At 63.2% G+C, this 25186-nt stretch carries 24 protein-coding genes; 23 read left to right on the plus strand and 1 reads right to left on the minus strand.

Annotated elements, in window-relative coordinates:
• Nucleotides 1-118: 118 nt before the first annotated feature.
• Nucleotides 119-577 carry a GNAT family N-acetyltransferase gene (locus tag LRX75_RS14920; RefSeq protein WP_231815560.1) on the plus strand — a complete coding sequence of 153 codons (459 nt, stop codon included), beginning with the start codon at nt 119-121 and terminating at the stop codon, nt 575-577.
• Nucleotides 578-605: 28 nt separating this feature from the next.
• On the opposite strand, the gene parE is transcribed toward LRX75_RS14920, so the two are convergent.
• A complete protein-coding gene (parE, locus tag LRX75_RS14925) occupies nt 606-2726 on the minus strand; it encodes a DNA topoisomerase IV subunit B (protein ID WP_231815561.1) in 2121 nt (706 codons plus the stop codon).
• 145 nt (nt 2727-2871) lie between these two features.
• On the opposite strand from parE, the gene LRX75_RS14930 reads away from it, so the two are divergent.
• From LRX75_RS14930 to lpdA, 22 genes are all read left to right on the plus strand, one after another.
• Nucleotides 2872-3768 carry an alpha/beta fold hydrolase gene (locus tag LRX75_RS14930; RefSeq protein WP_231815562.1) on the plus strand — a complete coding sequence of 299 codons (897 nt, stop codon included), beginning with the start codon at nt 2872-2874 and terminating at the stop codon, nt 3766-3768.
• A gap of 219 nt (nt 3769-3987) precedes the next feature.
• Nucleotides 3988-5430, plus strand: a complete 1443-nt coding sequence (locus LRX75_RS14935) for a UbiA family prenyltransferase (RefSeq protein ID WP_231815563.1) — start codon at nt 3988-3990, stop codon at nt 5428-5430.
• On the plus strand, nt 5427-6764 hold the full coding sequence (locus tag LRX75_RS14940) for an FAD-binding oxidoreductase (protein ID WP_420851207.1): 1338 nt from the start codon (nt 5427-5429) through the stop codon (nt 6762-6764). Before LRX75_RS14935 ends, LRX75_RS14940 begins: the two co-directional genes overlap by 4 nt.
• A 126-nt stretch (nt 6765-6890) precedes the next feature.
• Entirely contained in the window at nt 6891-7331 is a 441-nt protein-coding gene (locus tag LRX75_RS14945) for an EamA family transporter (protein ID WP_231815564.1), read from the plus strand.
• Nucleotides 7328-8344, plus strand: coding sequence for an NAD-dependent epimerase/dehydratase family protein (locus tag LRX75_RS14950; RefSeq protein WP_231815565.1), 1017 nt, complete (start codon nt 7328-7330; stop codon nt 8342-8344). The genes LRX75_RS14945 and LRX75_RS14950 overlap by 4 nt, the downstream gene beginning before the upstream one ends.
• Before the next feature lie 14 nt (nt 8345-8358).
• A complete protein-coding gene (locus LRX75_RS14955; protein ID WP_231815566.1) occupies nt 8359-9828 on the plus strand; it encodes an aspartate aminotransferase family protein in 1470 nt (489 codons plus the stop codon).
• A gap of 140 nt (nt 9829-9968) precedes the next feature.
• Nucleotides 9969-10739: a triose-phosphate isomerase gene (gene tpiA / locus LRX75_RS14960; RefSeq protein WP_231815567.1), complete on the plus strand. Its 771-nt coding sequence runs from the start codon at nt 9969-9971 to the stop codon at nt 10737-10739.
• A 198-nt stretch (nt 10740-10937) separates the two neighbouring features.
• Nucleotides 10938-11537, plus strand: coding sequence for a preprotein translocase subunit SecG (gene secG, locus LRX75_RS14965; protein ID WP_231815568.1), 600 nt, complete (start codon nt 10938-10940; stop codon nt 11535-11537).
• A gap of 105 nt (nt 11538-11642) precedes the next feature.
• A complete protein-coding gene (locus LRX75_RS14970; RefSeq protein WP_269456223.1) occupies nt 11643-13310 on the plus strand; it encodes a CTP synthase in 1668 nt (555 codons plus the stop codon).
• Nucleotides 13311-13418: 108 nt separating this feature from the next.
• Nucleotides 13419-13694, plus strand: coding sequence for a ribbon-helix-helix domain-containing protein (locus tag LRX75_RS14975; protein WP_231815570.1), 276 nt, complete (start codon nt 13419-13421; stop codon nt 13692-13694).
• Nucleotides 13691-14008, plus strand: coding sequence for a type II toxin-antitoxin system RelE/ParE family toxin (locus tag LRX75_RS14980; RefSeq protein WP_231815571.1), 318 nt, complete (start codon nt 13691-13693; stop codon nt 14006-14008). The genes LRX75_RS14975 and LRX75_RS14980 overlap by 4 nt, the downstream gene beginning before the upstream one ends.
• Before the next feature lie 78 nt (nt 14009-14086).
• Complete coding sequence (locus LRX75_RS14985; protein WP_231815572.1) at nt 14087-14659, plus strand: transglycosylase SLT domain-containing protein; 573 nt, start codon at nt 14087-14089, stop codon at nt 14657-14659.
• A 116-nt stretch (nt 14660-14775) separates the two neighbouring features.
• Entirely contained in the window at nt 14776-15681 is a 906-nt protein-coding gene (locus tag LRX75_RS14990; protein ID WP_231815573.1) for a VOC family protein, read from the plus strand.
• A 2-nt stretch (nt 15682-15683) separates the two neighbouring features.
• Nucleotides 15684-16523, plus strand: a complete 840-nt coding sequence (gene kdsA, locus LRX75_RS14995) for a 3-deoxy-8-phosphooctulonate synthase (protein WP_113151951.1) — start codon at nt 15684-15686, stop codon at nt 16521-16523.
• Nucleotides 16524-16660: 137 nt separating this feature from the next.
• Nucleotides 16661-17935 carry a phosphopyruvate hydratase gene (gene eno / locus LRX75_RS15000; protein ID WP_113151952.1) on the plus strand — a complete coding sequence of 425 codons (1275 nt, stop codon included), beginning with the start codon at nt 16661-16663 and terminating at the stop codon, nt 17933-17935.
• Nucleotides 17936-18091: 156 nt separating this feature from the next.
• The gene (locus LRX75_RS15005) at nt 18092-18400 is read left to right on the plus strand and encodes an FtsB family cell division protein (RefSeq protein WP_231815574.1); all 309 of its coding nucleotides are present in this window, start codon (nt 18092-18094) and stop codon (nt 18398-18400) included.
• A gap of 149 nt (nt 18401-18549) precedes the next feature.
• Nucleotides 18550-19599, plus strand: coding sequence for a pyruvate dehydrogenase (acetyl-transferring) E1 component subunit alpha (gene pdhA / locus LRX75_RS15010; RefSeq protein WP_231815575.1), 1050 nt, complete (start codon nt 18550-18552; stop codon nt 19597-19599).
• A 21-nt stretch (nt 19600-19620) separates the two neighbouring features.
• A complete protein-coding gene (locus LRX75_RS15015; protein WP_231815576.1) occupies nt 19621-21042 on the plus strand; it encodes a pyruvate dehydrogenase complex E1 component subunit beta in 1422 nt (473 codons plus the stop codon).
• 13 nt (nt 21043-21055) lie between these two features.
• On the plus strand, nt 21056-22393 hold the full coding sequence (locus LRX75_RS15020; protein ID WP_231815577.1) for a pyruvate dehydrogenase complex dihydrolipoamide acetyltransferase: 1338 nt from the start codon (nt 21056-21058) through the stop codon (nt 22391-22393).
• 133 nt (nt 22394-22526) lie between these two features.
• Nucleotides 22527-22676, plus strand: coding sequence for a hypothetical protein (locus LRX75_RS15025; protein ID WP_231815578.1), 150 nt, complete (start codon nt 22527-22529; stop codon nt 22674-22676).
• Between the two features lie 173 nt (nt 22677-22849).
• Entirely contained in the window at nt 22850-23497 is a 648-nt protein-coding gene (locus LRX75_RS15030) for an SGNH/GDSL hydrolase family protein (protein WP_231815579.1), read from the plus strand.
• Between the two features lie 107 nt (nt 23498-23604).
• The gene (gene lpdA, locus LRX75_RS15035) at nt 23605-25050 is read left to right on the plus strand and encodes a dihydrolipoyl dehydrogenase (protein WP_231815580.1); all 1446 of its coding nucleotides are present in this window, start codon (nt 23605-23607) and stop codon (nt 25048-25050) included.
• Nucleotides 25051-25186 lie beyond the last annotated feature (136 nt).

A 25186-nucleotide genomic window follows, 5' to 3' on the forward strand; every position in this document is an offset into this window, starting at 1 on the left:
GGCGCAGGCGCCGCAGACCGTGCCCTCTGGATCGCTGCCAGAATCGGTATAGAACCGGCTTGCGCCGTTCTCGCGGCGCTTCATCACGCAGATTCTCTTTCTCAGGACATGACGCCAAGTGACTCTGGACATTCGCAAAGAAGCTCCGCGCCAACCCGGCGTGATCGATCTCCTCAACCAGTCCGACGTCTACGCCCAGTCGCTCTATCCGGCCGAGAGCAACCATCTGGTCGATCTTGACACGCTGGAAAAGCCCGAGGTCTCGTTTCTCGTCGCCCGGCATGACGGCGCGATCATCGGCTGCTGCGCGCTGGTGGCGGCCGGTGACGGCAGCGGCGAGATCAAACGGATGTTCGTCGATCCGAAGGCGCGGGGCATGCGCGCAGGACGGGCTCTTCTCGACGCTATCGAGCAAACGGCGCGGGAGACCGGGCTGACCACGGTCCGGCTCGAAACCGGCATCTACCAGCCCGAAGCCATCAGCCTCTACCGCAAGGCTGGCTACCGCGACATCGAGCCGTTCGGCAGCTACCAGCCCGACCCGCTCAGTCTCTTCATGGAGAAGATCGTCGCCTGAGCGATTGCGGCTGGCGCAATGGTCCCGATCAGATGTCGAGGTTTTCGGCGAAGACGGCGCGTTCCTGAATGAAGCGGAAACGGGCTTCCGGCTTGGTGCCCATCAGATTGTCCACCGCATCGCGCGTGCCCTCGAAGTCGACATCATCGATCGAAACCTTGAGGAGCGTGCGCTTTGCCGGATCCATGGTCGTCTCTTTCAACTGCGCCGGCATCATCTCGCCGAGGCCCTTGAACCGACCGATCTCGACCTTGCCGCGCCCGGTGAATTCCTTCTCCATCAATTCGACCCGGTGAAGGTCGTCACGCGCATACAGCGTCCGCGTACCCTGCGTCATGCGGTAGAGCGGGGGCACCGCGAGATAGAGATGGCCGCCGCGAATGAGTTCGGGCATCTCCTGGTAGAAGAAGGTGATCAGCAGCGAGGCGATATGCGCGCCGTCCACGTCGGCGTCGGTCATGACGATGACGCGGTCGTAGCGCAGGTCTTCCTGACGGTATTTCGACCGCGTGCCGCAGCCGAGCGCTTGGACGAGATCCGAGATCTGCTGGTTGGCGCCCAGCTTCTCGCGGCCGGCACTTGCGACGTTGAGGATCTTGCCGCGCAGCGGCAGGATCGCCTGGTTGGAGCGGTTGCGCGCCTGTTTGGCCGAGCCACCGGCCGAATCGCCTTCGACGATGAAGAGTTCGGCACCCAGCGCCGAATTCTGCGAGCAGTCGGCGAGCTTGCCCGGGAGGCGCAGCTTGCGCACCGCGCTTTTTCGCGTGACTTCCTTTTCCTTGCGGCGGCGGACGCGCTCGTCGGCGCGCTCGATCACCCATTCAAGCAGCTTTGCCGCTTCCTGCGGATTGCCGGCCAGGAAATGGTCGAACGGATCGCGAATCGCATTCTCGACGATGCGCTGTGCCTCGACGGTGGCGAGCTTGTCCTTGGTCTGGCCGACGAATTCCGGCTCGCGGATGAACACGGACAGCATGCCGGCGGCCGAAATCATCACGTCGTCCGTGGTGACGATCGCCGCGCGCTTGTTCTGCGTCAGCTCCGCATAGGCCTTGAGGCCCTTGGTCAGCGCAATGCGCAGGCCCGCTTCATGCGTCCCGCCCTCGGGCGTCGGAATGGTGTTGCAATAGGAGTGGACGACCGAATCGCCGCCGTACCAGGTGACAGCCCATTCGAGCGCGCCATGGCCGCCGGTCTTCTCGGTCTTGCCGGCGAAGATCTCGCGCGTCACCGTGAACTCAGAGCCCATCGTCGCCTTGAGATAATCCTTCAAGCCGCCGGGGAAGTGGAAAACCGCCTTGTCCGGCGTGTCCGTGCCCTCGACCAGTGCCGGATCGCACGACCAGCGGATCTCGACGCCCCCGAAGAGATAGGCCTTGGAGCGGGCCATGCGGAAGAGGCGTGCCGGCTCGAACTTGGCATGCGGCCCGAAGATGTCCGGGTCGGGGTGAAACCGCACGCGCGTGCCGCGCCGGTTCTGCACGTCGCCCAATTCTTCCAGACCACCCTGCGGAATACCGCGCGAAAAACGCTGGCGATAGAGGCGCCGGTTGCGTGCGACTTCGACTTCCAGCACGTCGGACAGCGCATTGACGACGGACACGCCGACGCCGTGCAGACCGCCGGATGTCTCATAGACCTTGCTGTCGAATTTGCCGCCGGCATGGAGCACGGTCATGATGACTTCGAGCGTCGATTTGCCCGGAAATTTCGGATGGTTCTCGACCGGAATGCCGCGACCGTTATCGGTCACCGCGAGGCATCCCTCCGCGTCGAGGTGCACGTCGATGAAATTGGCATGGCCGGCCACGGCCTCGTCCATCGAGTTGTCGATGACTTCGGCGAACAGATGGTGCAGCGCCTTTTCGTCCGTGCCGCCGATATACATGCCGGGGCGACGGCGGACCGGCTCGAGGCCCTCGAGGACTTCGATCGCAGACGCGTTGTAATCGCCCGTATCGGCCTTCAGCTGGGATGCCGGGCTTCCCGGAGCACGCGTGGCCGCTTTCGGTTCCTCCGCTTTCGCCGGCACGTCCGGTTTTGCCTCCACGGAGGTGCGGGCGGACGACGCCGGATCGGGCGTCTTCGGCTCGGCGGGTTTCCGGGGAGCGGGCGGTGTGTTCGCGAAAAGGTCGTTGCTGTCCGTCATCTGGTGCGTCAAACGTCTTTCGATGTGTCGGCTGATCCTGTAGGTCGGGCATCGCCTGTCCGTCGTCTGCCCGCCTCTTCATACAAGGGCCGGCCGCCCGGCGAAAGAGCCAAGCGCGCCAAAGAGATCAAAAAGGGAACAAGAGATGGCCCGGTCCACACTTTCTTTGCGGCACATCGCAGCTTTGAGCGCGCTTGCCCTCGTTTTTGCGTTCTCCATCGGCTTCACGCAGGTCCGCGCCGCTACGCTGAAGCCCTTCAAGGACGATCTCTTCGGATATGGCCGCATCCTGGACTCGCGCGACGATGGTAACTGGCTGACGATCGACTATGACGAGATGCGCGATATCAACGGCCGGGACGAAATTCCCGAACGGCGCGTCAAGCGGCCTTACGTGTCGCTGGGGGTGAAGCGCCAGCAGGCGAACGAGACCGTCGATATCGGCGGCCGGGGTGTCGACGTCTTCCGGGTGGGTGCCGCGCAGAATGCCGCCTTCACCGTGATCTTCATCCACGGCCGCGGCGGCGACCGGCGGCTGGGCGCGAACGACTATTCCTTCGGCGGCAATTTCAATCGGCTGAAGAACCTCGCGGTCGAGAATGGCGGCGCCTATTACGCGCCGAGCGCGCGCTCCTTCGATACGGATGGCGCGGCGGATATCGCCGGCCTGATCGACGCCCTGGCGCGCCGGTCCCCCGGCAAGCCGGTCATCCTCTCCTGTGCATCCATGGGCAGCTTCCTCTGCTGGGGGGTGACGCGCAATGCGACGGCGGTCGGTCAGCTCTCCGGAATAATGATCATGGGCGGGGCGACCGATCCCGACTTCGGCAAGAGCGCGGCTTTCGCTCGAAAATTGCCGATGTTCTTCAGCCATGGCAGCGCGGATGGCACCTATAAGGCAGAGGATCAGGCAGCACTCTACGGTCGTCTGAAGAAGGGCGGCTACCCCGCCCGCTTCGTTCTGTTCCAGACGGGCACGCACGGAACGCCGGTGCGGATGACCGATTGGCGGGACGCCATCAACTGGATCCTGTCCCGCTGACGCCTGGCGCGCAGAAAGCCGCATCGGTTTCGCACGGACGACATGCATAGAACGCGTGCCGAGCGAAGCTGAAAGATCGCGGCACACGTGTGATGCAACCTGAACGATTTTCCGTTCATTAACCACCGATTGAAGTCCCGCCCCGATCGACGCCCGTGTTTGTCTTTCGGAAAGCAGAGCGTGACACTCTCCCGGCAATCGAAAACCGGGAGTGCGATCATGGATGCGCGAACCGACACACGGCTTGTTCCGCTTTGCGTCGATTTGGATGGTACGCTTGTCGCAGCGGATACGCTGTGGGAAGGCGTCGCCGTCATCCTGTTCCGCAATCCGCTGATGCTGTTTGCGGTCGTCCTCTGGGCGTTGCGCGGCAAGGCGCATCTAAAGCACGAGGTGGCGGCGCGGTCCGGACGCACGGGGGGCGACTGGCCCTATCGTCCCGAAGTCATGGAGCGGCTGCAGCAGGAACGGGCGTCGGGCCGCGATATCGTTCTCGTCACCGGTGCTGCCGAACGGGTGGCGCTGGACGTCGCAGCCCATGCCGGCATCTTCACGGATGTGCTGCATTCCTCGCCCACCCACAACCTGACGAGCCACCGCAAGCGCGAGGAGCTCGTCGCGCGCTATGGCGAAGCCGGGTTCGACTACATGGGCAACAGCCGCGACGACGTGGCCGTGTTCGATGCCGCCCGCACCGCCATCGTCGTCGCACCGGATCGGGCGGCGGAAGCCTGGCGCCGCCGGCATGGTGGCGAGCGTCTCGAGACCGGCACGATCGGCTTCAAGGACACGCTGAAATCCATTCGCGTCCATCAGTGGGCGAAGAACATCCTGATCGCCGTGCCGATGGCGCTCGATCACGACATCTTCCAGTGGAACGCGCTGGTCAACACGGCCATCGCCTTCTTCGCCTTCAGCTTTCTCGCCTCGGCCGTGTACGTCGTCAACGATATCTCGGACCTGACGAATGACCGGCGCCATCCAAAGAAGCGGTTCCGGCCGCTGGCAAGCGGTCGCATGTCCGTTCCCACCGGTCTCGCGCTTGCTGCGATCCTCCTCGTCGCGTCGGTCGCGCTGACGCTCACCATGCCGGTCGATTTCATTCTGACGCTCGGAATTTACCTCGTCATCACGACGGCTTACACGTTTTTCCTCAAGCGGAAACTGCTGGTCGATGTCTTCACGCTGGCGGGGCTCTACACCATCCGCATCGTCGCAGGCGCAACGGCGACCGGCACCGATCTTTCCTTCTGGCTTCTCGCCTTCTCGATCTTCTTCTTCCTCAGTCTGGCGCTCGTGAAGCGCTATGTCGAGCTGGACGAGCATGGCGGCGACGCCGGAACGCAGGTTCCCGGGCGCGGCTATCTGCAGGTCGATTTCGAGATGGTTGGCCAGGCGGGCGTGTCCTCGGCCTTTGCCTCCGCTCTCGTTCTGGCGCTCTACATTCACAGCGTCGAGATGCAGCAGATGTACAGCATGCCGGCCGCGCTCTGGCCGCTCTGCCCGCTGGTCCTCTACATGCTGCTGCGCATCTGGATGCTCGCCCGTCGCGGCGCGCTGCATGAGGATCCCGTCGTCTTCATCATGCGCGACTGGCGCAGCATCGCCACCATGGCCGCCGGTGGCGTGCTTGTGATGATCGGCGCGGTCGGTATCCAATGACGCGCACGACCACTCCACCGAGACCTGCGAATTTCGACAGCTGGGGTCGCATCGATACGCGCCCGCGCCGGGCCGTCAGCCCGGATGCCTTCGAGAACGAGATCGGTGCCGCCATGCCAGGGGCCTACCTGCCGTTCGGCAACGGACGCTCCTATGGCGACAGCTGCCACAACGATCCGGGTCTGCTGATCGACAATCGCCGCCGCGGCCGCATTCACGGCTTCGATCCCGGCACCGGCATACTCTCCGCCGAAGCCGGCGTTACCCTGTCGGCCCTTCTGGCACGCGCCGTGCCGCATCGCTTTTTCCTGCCGGTCACCCCCGGCACCGCCCATGTCACGCTCGGCGGCGCGATCGCCAACGATGTGCACGGCAAGAACCACCACGCCCGCGGCACCTTCGGAAACCATATCCGCAGGCTGACACTGCTGCGCTCGGATGGCGGCGTTCTCGCCTGCTCGGACACCGAGAACCCGGAGTTGTTCCGCGCCACCATCGGCGGCATGGGACTGACCGGCCTGATCCTCGATGTCGATCTGCAGATGATGAAGGTGCCCTCCGCGCACATCCAGCAGCACGCCATCCGTTTCGACAGCCTCGACGCCTACTTCGAGATGATCGACCGCGTCGATGCCGAGCATGAATATTCCGTCGCCTGGATCGACCAGCTGGCAACGGGCCGCAAGGCGGGCAGGGGCATCCTGCTGGCCGGCGACCATGCCGATGCATCGTGCGACTTTCCCGATCTGCCGCGCGGACGCACGCTCGGCATTCCCGTCACACCGCCCTTTAGCCTTCTCAATCGCCTGACGCTGCGGGCCTTCAATGCCGCCTATTTCCGCAAGGCCAAAGCCGGCGAGACGGTCGAGACGGTGAAATGGTCCGGCTATTTCTATCCCCTCGATGCGATCAGGAACTGGAATCGCCTCTACGGCCCGAAGGGCCTCTACCAGCACCAGAGCGTCTATCCCGCCGAGATCGCGCCCGCGGTCACCGCGCGGCTGATGGAAACCGCGCGTGACGCCGGACATGGGTCTTTCCTGACGGTTCTCAAGCGCTTCGGCGAACACCGTTCGCGCGGACTTTTCTCCTTCCCGCGCCCCGGCTTCACGCTCACGCTGGATTTCGCCAATCAGGGCGAGGGCACACTGAAATTGCTCGACGCGCTCGACCGGATCGTCGTCTCGGCGGGCGGGGCGGTCAATCCCTACAAGGACGCGCGGATGAGCCCGCAGACCTTCGCGGCGTCCTTCCCCGAATGGCGAAAGCTCGAGGCGATGCGGGATCCCGCGATGATGTCCGACTTCTGGCGACGCACGGCGATGGCACTTTGAACCCCGAGATAGAATCAATTTTCATAAAAGAAATCAGCAAGTTTCACCGAATAGTGGACTCTCTTCCGTAAGGTGGGTTCCACGGAGTTACCAGCCCGGAGAGGGTGCCCGAAAAGGGAGTACGACATGAAATATCTGGCCTTCATACTGTTTACCGTGCTGACCAATGCGGCGGCACAGCTGATGCTGAAGCAGGGCATGCTGAGCCTCGGTCCGTTGACCTTCACGCCGGACACCGCGGTCGCCCGTTTCTTTCAGATCCTCTTCAACCCGTGGGTTTTTGCCGGGCTTGCAACCTTCGCCATCTCGATGGTGTCGCACCTCTATGTGCTGTCGAAGGTCGAATTGTCCTTTGCCTATCCTTTCCTCAGCCTTGCCTATGTGGCGGTGGCCATCTTCGCTTATTTCATCTTCCGCGAGGACCTGAACGCCTGGCGCATCGCCGGCATCGGCTTCATCTGCGTGGGAACCGTCCTCATTGCCCAGTCCGGCCGCTCGACGCCCGCGCAAGCCGCAGCGATCGACACCCCGGCCGCAAAATCCATCCATATTGGGAGCCCGACATGAAACACGTCATTTTCGGAGGCGACGGCTTCGTCGGTCGCCACCTTGCCGAGCGCCTCGTCAACGAAGGCGAACAGGTTCTGATCGCCGACATCGTCAAGTCCGACCTGCCGCACTACGCCCATGGCCGCGTCCGCTTCGTCCATTGCGACGTGACGGATCTCGATCAGGTCATGAAGGTCGAGATCGGCGCTGACGACATGGTCTACAACATGGCCGCCAAGATGCTGTCGCCGCTGCAGGTGCGCGCCAAGCGCTGGAAGTTCTTCTGGCCGGTGAATTATTACGGTGCCGAGAACATCATGAAGGCGACGGCTGCCTCGGGTGCCAACCGCCTCGTCCAGTTCACGACCGACATGATCTACGGACATACGGTGCAGTCGCCGCAGGCGGAGGATCATCCGGTCAAGCCGCTCGGCGAGTACGGCAAGTCGAAATGGGCGACCGAGCAGCTCTGCCACGCCTATCGCGAGAAGGGCATGCGGATCTCGATCTTCCGCCCGCGCCTCATCATCGGGCCGGGCCGGCTCGGGATCCTCGAAAAGCTGTTCAAGCTGATCGACGCCAATCTGCCGGTGCCGATGATCGGCTCGGGCAAGGCGCCCTATCAGTTCATTTCCGTGTTCGATTGCGCCGAAGCTGCACGTCTCGCCTGGAAGGGTGGCGTGCCGAACGAAGCCTACAATCTCGGCTCCGACAATCCGCCCTCGGTGCGCCAGCTTCTGGGCGGGCTGATCAAGCATGCCGGCTCGAAATCCATCCTGATCCCCACGCCGGGCTTCGCGGTCAAGGCGACGCTGGCCGCCTTCGACGCGATCAACCTGCCGATCATGGATCCGGAACAGTATCTGATCGCCGACGAGATGTGCGTCCGCGAAACCGGCAAGCTGAAGCAGGAGCTCGGCTGGAGGGCCCAGTTCAATGACGGCGCCATGCTGATCGCCGCCTATGATGAATATCGCGCGAAGAAATCCAAAGGCACCGTCGGCACGCCCGCCGGCCTGCCGGCCGAATAAGAGGGAACGACAAGATGCTCGATACGCCCGCCCGTGTCCTCGTTGACATCCCCGCCATCGACGGCCCGCAGCCCGTCCGCACAGCGGTTGCCAGGCCCGACCTCCTCACGGTCGAAGACGCCAAGGCCCTGACCGTTCCGGAAATGACGACCCTGTTCAAGGATCACGTCAATCCGGGCCAGCTTCACTTCATGAAGCTGCTCGGCTTCCACAAGGTGAAGATCGAAAGCGCCGAAGGGATGTACTACACCGACCAGAACGGCCGGAGGATTCTCGATTTCTTCGGCGGTTTCGGTTCGCTCGCCTTCGGCCACAACCACCCGCGTCTCATCGAAGCCCGCAAGCGCTTCCAGGACGAGAACCGCCACGAGATCGCCATCGCCTTCATGTCGCAATATGCGGCAGCCTTCGCGAAGAATCTCGCGACGGTCTCGCCCGGCGATCTCGACATGGTGTTCCTCGGTTCTTCCGGCTCCGAGGTCATGGAAGCCGCCGTCAAGCTTGCGGAGCGCGCCGCCGGTCCGAAGCGGCCGAAGGTCGTCTATGCCGAAAATTCGTTCCACGGCAAGACGAAAGGCGTGTTGAACATCACGGACGGGGCCCTCTACCGCGCCGATTTCTCGGTGTCGGGCAACACCGTCCGCGTGCCCTTCGGCAATATCCAGGCGATCGAAAACGCCTTCCGCGCTGATCCGCAGATCGGGGCGATCGTTCTGGAAACCATTCAGGGCGGCGGCGGCATCATCCGCGCACCCGACGGCTTCTGGACGGAACTCCGGGCGCTCTGCGACCGCTATGGTGTCGTCTGGGTCGCGGACGAGGTCCAGTGCGGTTACGGTCGCTCCGGCCGCTTCTTCGCCTTCGAGCATGAGAATGTCGTGCCGGACATCACGGCGCTCGCCAAGTCGCTCGGCGGCGGCAAGGCGGCCGTGGGCGCCATGATCGCCCGGCGCGAGATCTACATGAAGGCCTACGGCACGCCCAAGACGGCGATGATCCACGCGATGGCGACCTTCGGCGGCATGGGCGAGGCCTGCGTCACCGCCATCGAGGCCTTGAACATCCTGTATGACGAGGGCCTGATCGACAATGCCGCGGAGCAGGGCGCCTATCTGCTCGCGCGCCTGGAGGCGCTGCGCGAGAAATATCCGAAGATCATCAAGGAGGTTCGCGGGCAGGGCCTTATGGTAGGGCTCGAGTTCCAGGACTTCAGCCAGACTATGCCGCTGGTGCTGCGTCCGGTCATCGGCATGCTCGACGACAAGCTCAAGGGCTCGCTTTCCGGCTTCATCGGCGCGTTGCTTCTGCGGGATTACGATGCGCTCGTCGCGTTCACCGAATACAACCGCAACGTCATTCGGCTGGAGCCGCCGCTGATCTGCGAACGCGCCCATGTCGACCAGTTCGTCGATGCGCTCGACGACCTCCTCGGCCGCGGAATCATTCGGATCGTCAAGGATTTCGTCGGCAGCCAGATGGGCTGAGTCGAGACGAAGAACATGGGACGCGGGCGGGGGAACCGCCCGCGTTTCGGATTCCGATGTCCCACGCATGATGAACGCTTTCCACGACCGGGCGGATTTGCTACGGCCGATCCATCGTCGGAAAACGGGAGAGAAGCCGAATGACACCTGATGTGCGTCCGCTTGTTGCGGGGAACTGGAAGATGAACGGCCTGCGCGCCTCTCTCGACCAGATCAAGGCGATGGCCGAGGGGGTCACAAGCCCGCTGTCGGAAAAGGTCGAGGCGCTCATCTGCCCGCCGGCCACGCTTCTCTATGTCGCGACGGCCCTGTGCACCGACAGCCCGCTCGCCATCGGCGCCCAGGATTGCCATGTCGCCGTCTCCGGCGCGCATACGGGCGATATCTCCGCCGAAATGATCGCCGATTGCTTCGGGACCTACGTGATCGTCGGCCATTCCGAGCGCCGCACCGACCATGCCGAGACGGATGCGATCGTGCGTGCGAAGACGGAAGCCGTTCTGGCCGCCGATCTCGCTGCCATCGTCTGCATCGGCGAGACCGGCGACGAGCGCAAGGCCGGCCAGACGCTGGATGTCCTGAAGCGCCAGCTCGACGGCTCGCTGCCGCAGGACATCACGGCCGATAACACCGTCATCGCCTATGAACCCGTCTGGGCGATCGGTACCGGGCTGACGCCCACCGTGGCCGACATCGAGGAAGCACACGCGTTCATGCGCAAGGAACTCACGGCGCGGTTCGGCGCCGAGGGTGCCGCGATGCGCATCCTCTATGGCGGCTCGGTCAAACCCGGCAATGCCGTCGAACTGATGGGCATCCCGAATGTCGATGGCGCGCTGATCGGCGGCGCCAGTTTGAAGGCGCAGGACTTCCTCGCCATCTACGGGGCATACGAGCAGCTGCTCGGCTGATCATCGGGGCTTGGAATAGCGGGCTGCTTGGTATATTGAGCCCGCGAAACCGAAATTCGCTGCGAGGACGCGGCCGGGAACACGCGGCCGTTCCGTGCCCGGCTTTTCGTGAAGATTGCGGCAACAGAGACGTCAAGTGCGGGTGACGAACGGCGACACGGCCGGGGTCCGGCGCGCTTCAAGCCAGGACTGGACGAAATGCAGGAAGTATTGCTTGTCATCTATCTCATGGTCGTGCTGGCGCTGATCGGCGTCGTGCTGATCCAGCGCTCGGAAGGCGGCGGTCTCGGCGTCGGCGGCGGTTCGGGCTTCATGTCCGCCCGCGGCACCGCCAATGCGCTGACGCGCACGACGGCGATCCTTGCCACGCTCTTCTTCGTGCTTGCCCTGGCCATGAGCATCTATGCTCGCTACCAGCCGAACGCGACCGACGTTCTCGACCGCATTCCGGGGACGACCAACAACGGTAACGGCGTTCTCGATTCGCTGGGCGGCACCACCACGGCGCCTGCGACACCGGCACCCGCGACACCGGCTCCCGCCGCGCCGAGCAATGGCGTTCCCACCGGTGGCGACGCCCCGGCAACGACCGCACCTGCGACACCCGCGCCTGCGGCAACGACGCCGGCTGCGCCGGCTCCGTCGAACACCATGGCACCCGCCAGCAACACCATGGCGCCCGCCAACACGATGGCGCCTGCCGCGACGACCACGCCTGCCGCCCCGGCACCCGCGACGGACACGCCGGCGGCCACCCCGCCTGCAGCGACAGGCACGGGCGCACCCACCGCTCAGTAAGCCGAGCGCAGCCAAATCCGACCGGCGGAACCTGTTTTCCGCCGGTTTTCTTTTGTGCGTCATCGATGTCAGCGCCTCGAAATCTGGGGAGTTCGGCATTTTTCGATGGCGGAATCGATCTCGAAAAGGTATCCGGTCAAGCCCATGGCGCGATATGTATTCATCACCGGCGGCGTGGTTTCGTCCCTTGGAAAAGGGATTGCCGCAGCCGCTCTCGGCGCGTTGCTGCAGGCCCGTGGTTATCGGGTGCGGCTTCGCAAACTCGACCCCTATCTGAACGTCGATCCGGGCACCATGAGCCCGACGCAGCACGGCGAGGTCTTCGTCACCGACGATGGCGCGGAGACCGACCTCGACCTCGGTCACTACGAGCGCTTTACCGGCCGCTCGGCGACCAAGACCGACAACATCACCACGGGTCGCATCTACAAGAACATCATCGACAAGGAACGCCGTGGCGATTACCTCGGCGCGACCGTTCAGGTGATCCCGCACGTGACGAACGAGATCAAGAATTTCGTCACCGAGGGCAACGAGGACTATGATTTCGTCATCTGCGAGATCGGCGGCACGGTGGGCGACATCGAGGCCATGCCGTTCATGGAGGCGATCCGCCAGCTGAAGAACGACCTGCCGCGCGGTGCCGCCATCTACGTCCATCTGACGCTGATGCCGTATATTTCCGCCGCGGGCGAGCTGAAGACAAAGCCGACGCAGCATTCCGTCAAGGAACTGCAGGCGCTGGGCATCCATCCGGACATCCTGCTGGTGCGCGCCGACCGCGAAATCCCGGAAGCCGAGCGGCGCAAGCTCTCGCTGTTCTGCAACGTCCGTCCGTCCGCGGTTATCCAGGCGCTCGACGTGGCGAGCATCTACGACGTGCCGATCGCCTATCACAAGGAAGGCCTTGATTCGGAAGTCCTGGCCGCCTTCGGCATCGAGCCCGCGCCGAAGCCGCGCCTCGACAGCTGGGAAAACGTCTACGACCGGATCCGCACGCCGGAAGGCGAAGTCACGATCGCCATCGTCGGCAAATATACCGGCCTCAAGGACGCCTACAAATCGCTGATCGAGGCCCTCTACCACGGTGGCATCGCCAACCGAGTGAAGGTCAAGCTCGAATGGATCGAGTCGGAGGTCTTCGAAAAGGAAGATCCGACGCCCTATCTCGAAAAGGTCAACGGCATTCTCGTGCCCGGTGGCTTCGGCGAGCGCGGTTCGGAAGGCAAGATCCTGGCCGCCCGTTTTGCGCGCGAACGCAAGGTGCCCTATTTCGGCATCTGTTTCGGCATGCAGATGGCCGTCGTCGAAGCGGCGCGGAACCTTGCCGGCATCGAGGAGGCATCCTCGACCGAGTTCGGCCCCACGGCCGAGCCCGTCGTCGGCCTGATGACCGAGTGGATCAAGGGCAACGAACTTCAGAAGCGGACGGCCTCCGGCGACCTCGGTGGCACGATGCGCCTCGGCGCCTACAAGGCCTCGCTGAAGAAGGGCACGAAGATTGCGGATATCTACGGCTCCGCCGATATCTCCGAGCGCCATCGCCACCGCTACGAGGTGAACATCGACTACAAGGACCGGCTCGAGAACTGCGGCCTCGTCTTCTCCGGCATGTCGCCGGACGGCGTGCTGCCGGAAACGATCGAATACGCGGATCACCCGTGGTTCATCGGCGTCCAGTACCACCCGGAACTGAAGTCCCGCCCGCTCGATCCCCATCCGCTTTTCGCGAGCTTCATCGAAGCTGCGGTGGAGCAGACGCGGCTGGTTTAAAACGTTGATGCATCGGCCTGTCATCTTCCCGGCAGGCCGATGATCATTGCGCACCACGGCGAGATATCTTAGCTTGGGTTCATTCAGGGCTTCAGGAGAGGTGTGCTTATGGGCTCTATGACGGTCAATCTTCCAGACGACATCGTCGCATTGGTCGCAGCAAAGGTCGCATCCGGAGAGTACCTGAACGAGAGCGACGTCGTGCGAGACGGTCTGCTAACGCTTGTCGCACAGGATGACGCGTTGGATCGTTGGCTGAGAGATGACGTTGTTCCGAGCTATAAGGAGGTGAAGGCCAATCCTGAAAAGTCCGTATCTCTCGAAGAGGCCTTCGATGGTTTCCGTCGTCATGTGCGTGAAACGGCAGCACGCCTAAAAGCATGAAGTATCGCGTTCGCTTCAGTGACGATGCGCGGCGCGATATTGAAGACCTCCTTGACCACATCCTGATTGCGAGCGGTGAACGTATCGCTTTCGCCTACATCGATCGCCTCGAGAGGTTTTGTCTTGGCTTCGAAACCTTTCCGAAACGCGGCACCGCGCGACCTCAAGATGGGATTGACCTTCGTACGGTCGGTTTTGAGAGAAGCGCAACGGTGGCTTTTTCGGTAAAGGATGATGAGGTCATGATTGTGCGGATCCTGTATAGAGGCCGCAGTTTCGTTTTCCAACAAAACGATGATCTGCCAGACGGCTGAACGTCGGCTCCGATCCATCAAAACCTTCTTTTAACATTTACCTGTCATTCATCTCTTTCGAACCTTGGATCGAGAGCGATGCGTGTATTGATTTTCGTCGCCCTGATGGCGCTTGCCGGCTGTGCGACGGCGCCCAAGAACACCCGGAATGCCTGCGCGATCTTCGAGCAGCGCGACGGCTTGTTCAACAACTGGCAGCGTGCCGCGCGGCATGCCGAGAAGCAGTATGGCGTGTCCGTGCCCATTCTGATGGCGACGATCCAGACCGAGTCGAATTTCCGTCCGCATGCCAAGCCGCCGCGCACGAAGCTCTTCGGCTTCATCCCGTGGAAGCGCGTCTCCAGCGCCTACGGCTACTCCCAGGCGCTCGACGGCACATGGAACGAGTACCGTGCCTCGACGGGGCGATGGATGGCCAAGCGGTCGAACTTCTCCGACGCCATTCATTTCGTCGGCTGGTATCATGCCCGCAATCACCGCAAGAACGGCATCGGCCTGAACGATGCCTATAATCTCTATCTCGCCTATTACTCGGGCGATGCGGGCTATGCGCGCGGCTCCTGGCGCGGCAATGCCGGGCTGCAGGCGACCGCCCGCCGTTCGGCAGCCCTGGCATCGTCCTATGCCAGCCAGTTGCGTAACTGCAATTAGGACGGAAATATCCGGTCCGTCCTGACGCACCAACTCCAGCCTTGAATTGTCGGCCCGAAGATGCCAAGCACCGGGGAGCGCTCGGTCCGTGCCGGCGTGACGAGGAGAAGCGGACGATGAAAGACGACCGACCGGGCATTGCAGGCCATGTCCGACGCCATCTCGATCATCTCGTCCTGCCGGTCGGCGCACTCGCCACGGCACGCCAGCGCCTGTCGAGCCTCGGCTTCACCGTCGCCAGCGATGCGCTCCACCCCTTCGGCACCGAGAATGCCTGCGTCTTTCTCGCCGACAAGACCTATCTGGAGCCGCTCGCCATTGCCCAGCGCGAGGACGGCGAAGCCGCCGCCCTGCAGGGCAATGCCTTCGTGGCGCGCGATCTTGCCTATCGTTTTCGCCGCGGTCAGGATGGCTTTTCCGCCCTCGTCTTTTCCACGGACGACGCCGTCGCCGACCATGCCCGGTTTCAAGACCATGGCCTGTCCGGCGGCAATATTCTCGAATTCTCCCGTCCGATGAAACGGCCGGACGGCGAAGATGCGATCGGCCAGTTCCGGCTGGCCTTCGCCAGCGACCTGCGCGCGCCGGATATGTTCTGCTTCACCTGTCAGCGCGTGCAGCCGCTTCCCGCCGACCGCACCGCGCTCGAAACACATGCCAACGGGGTGACCGGCATCCGGCAGGTGATCCTGTCCGAGCCCAATCCGACCGACTTTCAGTACTTCCTTCAGGAGGTCGTGGACGAGCGCGAAACGGAGGCGCATTCGTTCGGCATGGACATTCCTGCCGCCAATGCCCACATCTCCGTCCTGAACGAGGCCGGCATGCGGGGCTTCCTCGGTGTCGAAGAGCCGCTGACGGAGCGCGGCCTCCGGGCCCGTGCGATCGTCTTCACGGTCGGGAACATCGCCGCCACTGAAGCCCTGCTGGCCGCCAATGCCACCGACCATGTCAAACGGGACGGCCGCCTGATCGTGCCTCCGGCACCCGGACAGGGCGCCATTTTCGTATTTGGAGAATGACCATGAAAACCAATGATTCCGTCGTCGTCGGCGAGGGTGCGCGCGCCGTCACCTTCTCGCAAGGGTCGAAGCTGTCGCTTATCGCCGGCCCCTGCCAGATGGAGAGCCGCGACCATGCCTTCATGATCGCCGGCCGCATGGTGGAACTCTGCGACAAGCTCGGCCTCGGTCTCGTCTACAAGTCGTCCTTCGACAAGGCCAACCGCACATCGCTGTCCGGCAAGCGCGGCATCGGCCTCGAAAAGGCGATGGAGATCTTTGCCGATCTGAAAGCGGAATACGGCTTTCCCGTCCTCACCGACATCCACACCGAAGAACACTGCGCGCTCGTCGCGCCCACGGTCGATATCCTGCAGATTCCGGCCTTCCTCTGCCGCCAGACGGACCTGCTCGTCGCTGCCGCGAAGACCGGCCGCACGATCAACGTGAAGAAGGGTCAGTTCCTCGCGCCCTGGGACATGAAGAACGTGCTGTCGAAGTTCACCGAAAGCGGCAATCCGAACGTTCTCCTGTGCGAACGCGGCGCCTCCTTCGGTTACAACACGCTCGTCTCCGACATGCGCTCGCTGCCGATCATGGCGGGCCTCGGCGCGCCGGTGGTGTTCGATGCGACGCATTCGGTCCAGCAGCCGGGCGGGCAGGGCACCTCCTCCGGCGGCCAGCGCGAATTCGTCGAAACGCTGGCGCGTGCCGCCGTTGCGGTCGGCGTCGCCGGTGTCTTCATCGAGACGCATGAGGATCCGGACAACGCACCGTCGGACGGTCCGAACATGGTCGCGATCGACGACATGCCGCGTCTGCTCGAGACGCTGCTCGCCTTCGACGCGATCGCCAAGCGCTGAGGCCTGTCGCCCGAACCTGAGACGCGGTTTCGGGACGACGACAGGCATTCGAACGGCGCAAAGGCGCTGCCATTGTAATTTCATGGCCGTCGATTAAGACAAGCCATCCGCCCAAACCCAAGGACAGGGAAGAGACCATGACAACCATCATCGACATCATCGGCCGCGAAATTCTGGACAGCCGAGGCAATCCGACGGTCGAAGTCGACGTGCATCTCGAAGACGGAAGCTTCGGCCGCGCAGCCGTTCCCTCCGGTGCCTCCACGGGCGCGCATGAGGCGGTGGAACTGCGCGATGGTGGCTCGCGCTACCTCGGCAAGGGCGTCGAACGCGCCGTCGAATTCGTCAACGGCGAAATCTACGAAGCCATCGGCGGTCTCGATGCCGAGAACCAGATCCAGATCGATCAGGTCATGATCGAACTCGACGGCACCGAGAACAAGTCGCGCCTCGGCGCCAACGCCATCCTCGGCGTCTCGCTCGCCGTGGCCAAGGCTGCCGCCGAATCGGCCGGTCTGCCGCTCTACCGCTACATCGGCGGCCCGAACGCCCATTATCTGCCGGTGCCGATGATGAACATCATCAACGGCGGCGCGCATGCCGACAACCCGATCGATTTCCAGGAATTCATGATCGTTCCCGTCGGCGCCGACTCGATCCGCGACGCCGTGCGCATGGGCTCGGAAGTGTTCCACACGCTGAAGAAGCAGCTGTCGGCCGACGGCCACAACACCAATGTCGGCGACGAAGGCGGCTTCGCGCCCGGCCTCGCCTCCGCACCGGCGGCGCTCGACTTCATCATGAGCTCGATCGAAAAGGCCGGCTACAAGCCCGGCGAAGACATGTATATCGCGCTCGATTGCGCCTCGACCGAGTTCTTCAAGGATGGCAAGTACCACCTCGAAGGCGAAGGCCGCGTGCTCGAGCCGGAAGCCATGGCCGACTACCTTGCCGAACTCGCGGCCAAGTATCCGATATTCTCGATCGAGGACGGCATGGGCGAAGACGACTGGAACGGCTGGAAGTATCTGACCGACAAGATCGGCTCGAAGGTCCAGCTGGTCGGCGACGATCTCTTCGTCACCAACTCCAAGCGTCTGCGCGACGGCATCAAGATGGGTGTCGCCAACTCGATCCTCGTCAAGGTCAACCAGATCGGCTCGCTGTCGGAAACGCTCGACGCCGTGGAAACCGCGCACAAGGCCCGTTACTCCGCCGTCATGTCGCACCGCTCGGGCGAAACGGAAGACAGCACGATCTCCGACCTCGCTGTCGCCACCAACTGCGGCCAGATCAAAACCGGCTCGCTGGCCCGTTCCGACCGGACCGCGAAGTACAACCAGCTGATCCGCATCGAAGAGCAGCTCGGCCCCCAGGCACAGTACATGGGTCGCTCCATCCTGCGCGGCTGAGTCTTCTGACTGCACCTCATACAGGCCCGGGCGTCCGCGAGGACGTCCGGGCTTTCGCGTTTCCGCCCCGCGGCTTCCCCGATGTGCGTTATGGTCAACGCTCGATTAACACATGCCTGCTAGCGTGGAGCCAGTAGCGTAGCAGGGCGTCAGCGTATGTGGACCAAGCATCATCGGAAGCGGAAACTCGGGCGGTTTGCCATGCCGCTCATCACCGTCGCTTTCCTTTCCTATTTTTCCTATCATTCGATCCACGGCGACTTCGGCCTGCGGGCGACGGAGGTCTTCGACCGCCAGCGCGTCGAGCGGCTGGCAACGCTGAAGGATCTGACCGAGAAGCGCCAAATCCTTGAAAAGGAAGTCGCTTTGCTCAGCGATGGCTCCATGGAGCGGGATATGCTGGACGAAAAGGCGCGCTTCGGGCTGAACATGTCGCGTGCCGACGAGATCGTCATTTTCCATTGAGGGGTTGAGTTAACCGGAAAGACGTTAATCATTATTTATACAGTTTTTTCAGATGCTTGTACTGAATATAAGCCATGCAAATATAGCATTGCTGTTGTCACGCTCTTTCCCTATGGTAGCCGCAAAACGCAAACCATAGGGAGGATCGCATGGCTCCGCGTCAGAACGCGTCCGTATCCAGCCGCGGCAAGGCAGCCGGCAAATCTGCAGGCAAGGATTTCGCCAACGGCACGATCGTAGAATTCGACCGCGAAGAGGACCTGAAGGCCTATCGCGAAATGCTCCTCATCCGCCGTTTCGAGGAAAAGGCCGGCCAGCTCTATGGCATGGGCTTCATCGGCGGCTTCTGTCATCTCTACATCGGCCAGGAAGCCGTCGTCGTCGGCATGCAGATGGCGCTGAAGCAGGGCGACCAGGTCATCACCGGTTACCGCGACCACGGCCACATGCTCGCCACGGGCATGAGCGCGCGCGGCGTCATGGCCGAGCTCACGGGGCGCCGGGGCGGCTACTCGCGCGGCAAGGGCGGCTCGATGCATATGTTCTCCAAGGAGAAGAACTTCTACGGCGGCCACGGCATCGTCGGCGCGCAGGTCTCGCTCGGTACGGGCCTCGCCTTCGCCAACAGCTATCGCGGCAACGACAATGTCTCTCTCGCCTATTTCGGCGACGGTGCGGCCAACCAGGGCCAGGTCTACGAGAGCTTCAACATGGCGGCGCTCTGGAAGCTGCCCTGCATCTACATCATCGAGAACAACCGCTACGCCATGGGCACCTCCGTCGCCCGCGCCTCCGCCGGCGTCGATTTCTCCCAGCGCGGTGCGGCCATCGGCATTCCCGGCTATCAGGTCGACGGCATGGACGTTCGTGCGGTCAAGGCGGCCGGTGACGAGGCCGTTGCCCATTGCCGCGAGGGCAAGGGTCCGGTCATTCTCGAAATGCAGACCTACCGCTATCGCGGCCACTCCATGTCCGACCCGGCGAAGTATCGCTCCAAGGACGAAGTTCAGAAGATGCGGTCCGAGCACGACCCGATCGAGCAGGTGAAGGTTCGCCTGCTGGAAAAGGGCTGGGCCACCGAGGACGAGCTGAAGGCGATCGACAAGGACGTCCGCGACATCGTGGCCGACAGCGCCGATTTCGCCCAGAACGATCCGGAGCCGGATGTATCCGAGCTCTACACCGACATTCTTCTGTGATCCGGGACGAGGGATTGATCCATGCCTATTGAAATTCTGATGCCCGCCCTTTCCCCGACCATGGAAGAAGGCACGCTCTCCAAATGGTTGAAGAAGGAAGGCGACACCGTCGCCTCCGGCGACGTGATCGCTGAAATCGAAACCGACAAGGCGACCATGGAAGTGGAAGCCGTCGATGAAGGGACGATCGGCAAGATCCTGATCGAAGCCGGCACCGAAAACGTGAAGGTCAACACGGCCATCGCCGTGCTGCTGCAGGACGGCGAGAGCGCCGATTCGGCGGCCGATGCCAAGCCGGCGGCACCGAAGGCCGATGCCGACACCCCGACCGCGGCGGCAAACGACGCTGGTGGCAAGGCGCGCGAAGCGAGCGACGAGCCGACGGCCAAGGCCGACAGCAAGGTGCCGGCGGCACCGAAGGTCGATGTCGCCGCCGATCCGGATATTGCGGCCGGCACGGAAATGGTGTCCACGACGGTGCGTGAAGCGCTGCGCGACGCCATGGCCGAGGAAATGCGCCGCGACGGCGACGTGTTCATCATGGGTGAAGAGGTTGCCGAATATCAGGGCGCCTACAAGATCACGCAAGGATTGCTGCAGGAGTTCGGCGCGCGTCGCGTGGTCGATACGCCGATCACCGAGCACGGCTTTGCCGGCGTCGGCGTCGGTGCGGCCATGGCCGGCCTGAAGCCGATTGTGGAGTTCATGACGTTCAACTTCGCCATGCAGGCGATCGACCAGATCATCAACTCGGCCGCCAAGACGCTCTATATGTCCGGCGGACAGATGGGCGCTCCGATCGTCTTTCGCGGACCGAACGGTGCGGCCGCCCGCGTCGGCGCGCAGCACAGTCAGGATTATGCTGCCTGGTACAGCCATATTCCGGGCCTCAAGGTCATCGCGCCCTACACGGCGGCTGATGCCAAGGGTCTCCTGAAGGCGGCGATCCGCGATCCCAACCCGATCATCTTCCTCGAGAACGAAATCCTCTACGGTCAGTCCTTCGACGTGCCGAAGATGGACGATTTCGTTCTTCCGATCGGCAAGGCCCGCATCCACAAGACCGGCAAGGACGTGACTATCGTGTCCTTCGGCATCGGCATGACCTATGCGCTGAAGGCGATCGCCGAACTCGAGAAGGACGGCATCGATGTCGAACTGATCGATCTGCGCACGATCCGCCCGATGGATCTGCCGACGGTCATCGAATCGGTCAAGAAGACCGGCCGTCTCGTCACCGTCGAGGAAGGCTATCCGCAGTCCTCCGTCGGCACCGAGATCGCCACCCGCGTCATGCAGCAGGCCTTCGATTATCTCGACGCGCCGATCCTGACGATTGCCGGCAAGGACGTTCCGATGCCCTACGCGGCAAACCTCGAAAAGCTGGCTCTGCCGAATGTCGGCGAAGTCGTCGAGGCGGTGAAGACCGTCTGCTACAAGTAAGGGAAGCGGGATCATGCCGATCAACATCACCATGCCCGCGCTTTCTCCGACCATGGAGGAAGGCAACCTTGCCAAATGGCTCGTGAAGGAAGGCGATACCGTCAAGTCCGGTGACGTCATTGCCGAAATCGAAACCGACAAGGCAACGATGGAAGTCGAGGCCGTCGATGAAGGCGTCGTCGCCAAGCTCGTCGTTCCCGCCGGCACCGAAGGCGTCAAGGTCAACGCCCTGATCGCGATCCTCGCGGCCGATGGCGAGGATGTCGGCGCTGCGGGGTCGGGTGGCGGCGCGTCCGCACCCAAGGCCGAAGCCCAGCCGGCCAAGGCGGAAGCGCCTGCCGCTGAAAAGACGGCATCCGCACCGCAGGCACAGGCTCCGGCCGCTGCGAAGACGGACGGCGACAAGCGTGTCTTCTCCTCGCCGCTCGCCCGTCGTCTCGCCAAGGACGCCGGTCTCGACCTCTCCGGTGTCACCGGCACGGGGCCGAAGGGCCGCGTCATCAAGAGCGACGTCGAAAAGGCTGTTGCCGGCGGCACCGGCAAGGCGGCGCCCGCGCCGTCCGCAGCACCGGCGACCGCAGCTGCTCCGGCCGCGGCCACGGCTCCCAAGGGCATGTCCGACGAACAGGTTCTCAAGAACTTCGCCGAGGGCTCCTACGATCTCGTGCCGCATGACGGCATGCGCAAGACGATCGCCAAGCGCCTGCAGGAGTCCAAGCAGACCATTCCGCACTTCTACGTCTCCGTGGATTGCGAGCTGGACGCACTTCTGTCGCTGCGCGCGCAGCTGAATGCCGCCGCCCCCGAAAAGGACGGCAAGCCGGCCTACAAGCTGTCGGTCAACGACATGGTCATCAAGGCGCTGGCGCTCGCGCTGCGCGATGTTCCGGATGCGAACGTGTCGTGGACCGAGACCAACATGGTGAAGCACAAGCATGCCGATGTCGGCGTGGCCGTGTCGATCCCGGGCGGTCTCATCACGCCGATCGTCCGTTCCGCCGAGTTGAAGAGCCTGTCGGCCATCTCCAACGAGATGAAGGACCTCGGTGCCCGCGCCAAGGGCCGCAAGCTGAAGCCCGAGGAATATCAGGGCGGCACCACGGCGGTCTCCAACATGGGCATGATGGGCGTCAAGAACTTCACCGCCGTCGTCAACCCGCCGCATGCCACGATCCTGGCGATCGGTGCCGGCGAGGAGCGCGTCGTCGTGGAGAAGGGCGAAATGAAGATCGCCACCGTCATGACCGTCACCCTCTCCACCGACCACCGCGCGGTGGACGGAGCGCTGGGTGCCGAACTGCTGGGCGCCTTCAAGCGCTACATCGAGAACCCGATGGGCATGCTGGTGTAACCCACGCGTCTGGTTCTCCCTTCAGGGGGAGGACCTTCTCACCTGTTTCGTCGTCCATCCCCGTGACATTTGGCTATGGCCTCGCCATATCAGAGCATGCTGGTAAAATGGATGGGTGTGAAAGAGATCGTCGATGGCGAATGAACCGGAAAGCATGATCCTACCTCTGCTCCGCGAGATGCGCGGGGAGATTCGCGAACAATTCGGTCAGGTGCATGAGCGTCTGGAGAATGTGGAGAAACGTCTGGACAAGCTGGAAAGCGGCCAGAAAACCATTCGGTAGGCGCTGACTGCCGATACGATGATGTCGAAATTCGTGACCGGGGATTTCGAGGAGCGGATTTTCGAGCTGGAACGCAAGGTCGAGAAACTGACGAACGGCCAATAGGGAGCTGAGGCGGGCATATCTGCCGCTCAGGCTCGACAGGCCATCTGGCGGCGCAGGAATGACGGACGATGAGTAACACCAGAACAGTCCTCTGCTATGGCGACAGCCTCACCTGGGGTTATGACGCTGCCGCGCCCGGGCGGCATGCGCTTGCGGATCGCTGGCCGACGGTGCTCGGCAATGCGCTGGGCGAAGGCGTCCATGTCATCGCCGAAGGTTTGAATGGCCGCACGACCGCGTATGACGATCATCTGGCGGATGCGGATCGCAACGGTGCCCGCATCCTCCCGACCGTGCTGCACAGCCATGATCCGATCGATCTCGTGATCATCCTGCTCGGCACCAATGACATGAAGCCTGTCGTGCACGGCACGGCATTCGGTGCGGTCCAGGGCATGGAGCGGCTGGTCGAGCTCATCCGGCACCACGCATGGTCCTTCGCGGCCGAGGCGCCGGAGATCCTGATCGTCGCGCCGCCGGCGGCGTGCGAAACGGCGAATGCGGCGTTTGCGGCGATGTTTGCCGGTGCCCGGGAGCAGTCGGCCATGCTGGCCTCGCTGTATGCCGATCTCGCCGATGAGACGGGCTGCGGATTTTTCGATGCGGGATCTGTGGCGAAGACCACGCCGATCGACGGCATCCATCTCGATGCGGAAAATACGAGGGCGATCGGGCGCGGTCTCGAGCCCATCGTCCGGGTGATGCTCGGGCTCTAGGGCACTTCCGGGCGAAGCCTCTTCGCTTCGCCGCGGGACTGCGCTCGCAAGACAGACAGACGACGGCAGCGCTTTGGCGCGCCGCGAAAGAACAGGAAACGCAAGGCATGGCTCAGAACTACGACGTCATCATCATCGGCTCCGGCCCGGGTGGCTATATCGCGGCGATCCGCGCGGCGCAGCTGGGCATGAAGGTGGCCGTGGTCGAGCGCGAGCACCTTGCCGGCATTTGCTCCAACTGGGGCTGCATTCCGACCAAGGCGCTTCTACGCTCGGCCGACGTGCTGCACAGCGCTCAGCATGCCAAGAGCTATGGCCTGACGCTCGAAGGCACGATCTCGCCGGACCTCAAGGCCATCGTCGCCCGCTCGCGCGGCATCGCCGAGCGCATGAATGGCGGCGTCGGTTTCCTGTTCAAGAAGAACAAGGTCGATATCATCTGGGGCGAGGCGAAGCTGACGAAGCCCGGCGAGATCGTCGTCGGCCCGATCACCAAGCCGATCGTCCAGCCGCAGGGCCCGATCCCGAAGAATACGCTGGGCGAGGGCACCTACACCGCCAAGCACATCATCGTCGCCACGGGCGCCCGTCCCCGCGCGCTGCCCGGCATCGAGCCGGACGGCAAGCTGATCTGGACCTATTTCGAGGCGATGAAGCCCGAGCGGATGCCGAAGTCGCTGCTGGTCATGGGCTCCGGCGCCATCGGCATCGAGTTCGCCTCCTTCTACCGCACCATGGGCGTCGATGTGACGGTCGTCGAAGTGCTCGGTCAGGTCATGCCGGTCGAGGATGCCGAGATCTCGGCCTTCGCCAAGAAGCAGTTCGACAAGCAAGGCATGAAGATCCTGCTGGATGCCAAGGTCTCCAAGGTCGAGAAGGGCGCCGACAGCATCACGGCCCATGTCGAGAAGAAGGACGGCACGATCGAGAAGATCACCGCCGACCGCATGATCTCGGCCGTCGGCGTCGTCGGCAATATCGAGAATCTGGGTCTGGAAGCGCTGGGCGTGAAGACCGACCGCGGCTGCATCGTCATCGACGGCTACGGCAAGACCAACGTGACCGGCCTCTACGCCATCGGCGACGTTGCCGGCCCGCCCATGCTCGCCCACAAGGCCGAGCATGAAGCGGTCATCTGCATCGAGAAGATCGCCGGCCTGCCGAACGTCCACCCGATGGACAAGCTGAAGATTCCCGGCTGCACCTATTGCAACCCGCAGGTCGCCTCCGTCGGCCTGACCGAAGCCAAGGCCAAGGCGGAAGGCCGCGAGATCCGCGTCGGCCGCTTCCCCTTCGTCGCCAACGGCAAGGCGATCGCGCTTGGCGAGGACCAGGGCATGGTCAAGACGATCTTCGACAAGAAGACGGGCGAGCTGATCGGCGCGCATCTGGTCGGCGCCGAAGTGACGGAACTCATCCAGGGCTTCGTCGTCGCCATGAACCTCGAGACGACCGAGGAAGACCTGATGCACACCATCTTCCCGCATCCGACGATTTCGGAAACGATGAAGGAAAGCGTGCTCGACGCCTATGGCCGGGCTCTGAACGCCTGATCGTGACTTGACGTCGGGTGCGCGCGGTCGCATCTGAGGGGTGACGCATGAACGGTCCGCTGTCGGCGGGCCGGAGAAGAGCAGGAGCGGGCGGTGTCGCCGGCTCGAACGTCCCCGCGAACAGGCCTTGCGCCTG

Source organism: Rhizobium quercicola, from assembly GCF_021168455.1.
Classification (GTDB): Bacteria; Pseudomonadota; Alphaproteobacteria; order Rhizobiales; family Rhizobiaceae; genus Ferranicluibacter; species Ferranicluibacter quercicola.